This window comes from Protofrankia symbiont of Coriaria ruscifolia (assembly GCF_900634745.1).
In the GTDB taxonomy this organism is placed as follows: domain Bacteria; phylum Actinomycetota; class Actinomycetes; order Frankiales; family Frankiaceae; genus Protofrankia; species Protofrankia californiensis.
The window spans coordinates 1,237-4,372 of the sequence record NZ_CAAAFR010000022.1 but is presented as its reverse complement, the minus strand read 5'-3'; the positions used below and the strand labels follow the sequence as shown (position 1 = coordinate 4,372).

Below are 3,136 nucleotides of genomic sequence, written 5' to 3'. Positions count from 1 at the left end.
TTATCATCCCAAAAAGGATCATTACCTTGGGGAGGCGCGCCGACCTTTTCAGCGGTCTCCTAGTCAGCGCGGACGCGCTGGGGCGATTCAGTCCTGCTGTCCGCCGGCTCCTGACATCCGCGACCCTGAGCCGCTCGGGCGGACTTGACCACTGGTGCCGGAAACGCATCACTTGAGTACTCTGCGTCCGATGGGATAACCTGTCCGATCTAGCGGGCCTGCCGCGGGTCCGTCACATCCCACAACCGCACCGTGCCGTCGTAGCAGCCGGTGGCGAGGGTGTGCCCGTCAGGGGCGAACGCCACCGAGGACACGCCGCCGGTGTGGCGGGCACACGGTCGGCTGGGAGGCACGCAGTCCGTTCGGGTCGCGGGTCAGCGCGCCGTCCGAGGATGCCGCGCGGCACGCGGACGGCTCCGCCAGCCTGCTGTGGCGCACCCGCCAGCTGGCCGTCGCGGGCCTTGGTGGCCCAGAACCACGGTGGTGACCCCGCGGTCATCGTGGCCGCGGCCACCGCCGCCGCTCGGAGGACAGCTGTTCCCGGTGGGCCGCTTCGGCGGGGGTCGATTCTGCTGCTGGTGGAGTGGGGGTTGGTGGTTGAGGGGCGGATCTGGTCAGGCGGCCGTATAAAAGGGCGCAGACGTGGCCGGCGAAGGTCTGCGGTTCACCGGGCAGTGGGGTGAAAGCCGGGGTACGCCGGGATAGCACCGCGAGGACCTGACCGACGAAGGAATCAGCGCGCACGACCCTCACCCGCCCGCCTCTTCCGCCGTCCCCTCATCCCCGGCCAGGGGATGAGGGGACGGCGGAAGAGGCTCGGAGCGGGGTAGGGGGACCATCCGAGAGAGCCGATCCACGATGAGCGGGGCGGCGATCCCAACAGCCAAGGCAGCGACAGCAGTGCCAACCTGCCCGGACCGCGCTGCGGCGCCGGCGAGCACAGCCCCGATCAGCAACCGGATCAACTCGGCAACCAGGTAGGCGGACCGGCTCGCTTCCTTTGCCTTACCGGTCTGCCATGGCAGGCACCCATATCGGCGCACCACCGTGCACAGGTCCAGGCCTTCGACGGTGAACCCGCCCAGCATGCCCCACACTGCAGCTTCAACCCCCGTCACACGACGGACCGTAGCCGACCGCAATCAGCCGACGGAAGAGGGAATCAGACCACATTTTACCAACCTTGATCTAACAAACTGAACAATTCGGCAGTGCGTCCCAAAGAGGCAGCGCGACACCTCCACACGCGTCCAGCGCAGGACCTGACCGGCCGCCATTTGCGCAGGGTAGGCCGTTGGCGAGGTGTCAGACGAACTGATCGAAGCCGTGCACGCCCTCGGCAGCGACACGATCATCACCCTCGGTGCGCGGCTCGCCCGGCTCCGCGGTCTGCAAGCCCCCATCGACCGGGGCGAGGTGTACGCCGCCGCCTACCAGCGGGCTCTCGGCGATGTCCTGCGCCGATTCGGTGGCCTCGACACCCGGCGGTCCTGTCCCGCAGACCCGGGCAGTGGCGGCGGCCCTGCCGCCTACCGGGCGGTGCTGGGCATCTCTCAGCGGGAGTACTGGCCCCATGGACGGGCCGAGCGGGCGATGACGGCCGCACTGGGCGCCGCCGAGGACGTCATGAAGAGGGAGTCACTCTACGCCCTGCGTCACGCCACCCCCGCCTGACACCGACCAACGCCGCGATCACCTGCTCCCACGCCGACCACGTCGCTGAACCTGCACGCGGTGGCTCGCGTCGCTCCGCAGCGTTGATCTAGACGGGCGTCGATCTCGACGGTGGATCACCATGTTTTAAAAACAGATTTCCGGAAACGGAAATCTGTTTTTATGGTAGGGTCGGATCATGAGTACTTCACCGCCGTCCACCGACCCGTCTCCCGCCGTAGAGGGGGCGACCCTGCCGTGCCAGTGGTGCGGCGACCCCGTCGAGCAGCGCCCTGGTGGCGCCGGCCGGAAGCGCCGCTACTGCCCGCCGCCGCGGACCTGCCAGGACGAGGCCAAGCGGGCCCGCGCGGCCCGCCGCAGCGCGGGCGGGGTCGGCGCCGACGTGGTCGCCGCCGAGGAACTGGCCGACCGGTTGCAGGTCTACATCGACAGGCTCGCCGACGGCCTGGCGGCCGAGCTCACCCCGACCGGGGTGCAGACCGCCATCAGCCGGGCCGAGGCCACCGCCGCCGCCCGCATCGCTGCCGCCGCCACCGAGGTCGACGAGGTCCGCCGTACCGCCGCCGAGCGTGTCGCCGGCGCCACCGCCGAACGGGATAACGCGCTCGGTGAGCGGGACACCGCCCGCACCGCGGCCCGGGCCGCCAGTGACGCCGCCGAGCAGGCGCGCGCTCAGGCTGCTGCCGACCGGGCCGAAGCCGAAGCGGCCCGGGCCCGGTCGGCGGAGGCCCAGACGGCGGCCGAACGTGCGGAGCAGTCCGCCCGCACCGCGCAGGCCGAGGCCGAAGCGGCCCGGACCACAGCCGTCCGCGCCACCGCCGAACGGGATAGCGCCCGCCAGGACGCCCAGCAGGCACAGGCGCGGACCGCCGCGGCCGAGCAAGCCCGCCAGGACGCGGAGACCATACGGATCCGCGCCGAGGCCGACCGCGACGCCGCGCTCCAAGGCCGCCAGGCCGCCGAGGACCGGGCCCGCCACGCGGACGACGCCTGGCGGGCAGCGGCCACCACCGCGGCCACCGCCACCGCCGAACGCGACGCCGCCGTGACCGAGGCCCGCCGCGTCCGGGAGGATCTGACCCAGGCCGACCGTGCCCGCCAGTCCGCCACCGCCGAGCGGGACCGGCTCACCGGCGAGCTGGCCAGGCTACGGGCGGACACCGCCGCCGAACTGGCCGCAGCCCGCACCCAGAGCGCGGCCGAGCAGGCCCGCGCCGAACGAGCCGAAACCGACCGCGACCGGCTCACCGGGGAACTAGCCGCACTACGCGAGCAGCTCGCGCGCCGCAAGAAGACCCCACCGGCGGACAGCAGGAACGACGAGTAGGAGGGCTGACATGAACTGGAGTTCAACGGCGATGGACCAGATCGAGTGGGGTCATCGCCTCGCCGCCGACTTCCCGGGCCGCGAGCGGTTCAGCGACCGGGACCGGTTGACGTCGTGCGCCGAGCGGCCTTCGGG

The 3,136-nt window shown here is 71.7% G+C and carries 3 protein-coding genes and 1 pseudogene; 2 read left to right on the top strand and 2 right to left on the bottom strand.

The window, feature by feature from the left end:
* Positions 1–212: 212 nt before the first annotated feature.
* Positions 213–332, bottom strand: a pseudogene (locus CV1CTNOD_RS02470) (WD40 repeat domain-containing protein); the annotation flags it as partial.
* Positions 333–749: 417 nt separating this feature from the next.
* On the bottom strand, positions 750–1,118 hold the full coding sequence (locus CV1CTNOD_RS02465; RefSeq protein ID WP_131784550.1) for a hypothetical protein: 369 nt from the start codon (positions 1,116–1,118) through the stop codon (positions 750–752).
* Positions 1,119–1,302: 184 nt separating this feature from the next.
* Between CV1CTNOD_RS02465 and CV1CTNOD_RS26195 the strand changes: the two genes are divergently transcribed.
* Positions 1,303–1,674, top strand: coding sequence for a hypothetical protein (locus CV1CTNOD_RS26195; RefSeq protein WP_242606307.1), 372 nt, complete (start codon positions 1,303–1,305; stop codon positions 1,672–1,674).
* A gap of 178 nt (positions 1,675–1,852) precedes the next feature.
* Positions 1,853–3,001, top strand: coding sequence for a hypothetical protein (locus tag CV1CTNOD_RS02455; protein ID WP_131784549.1), 1,149 nt, complete (start codon positions 1,853–1,855; stop codon positions 2,999–3,001).
* Positions 3,002–3,136 lie beyond the last annotated feature (135 nt).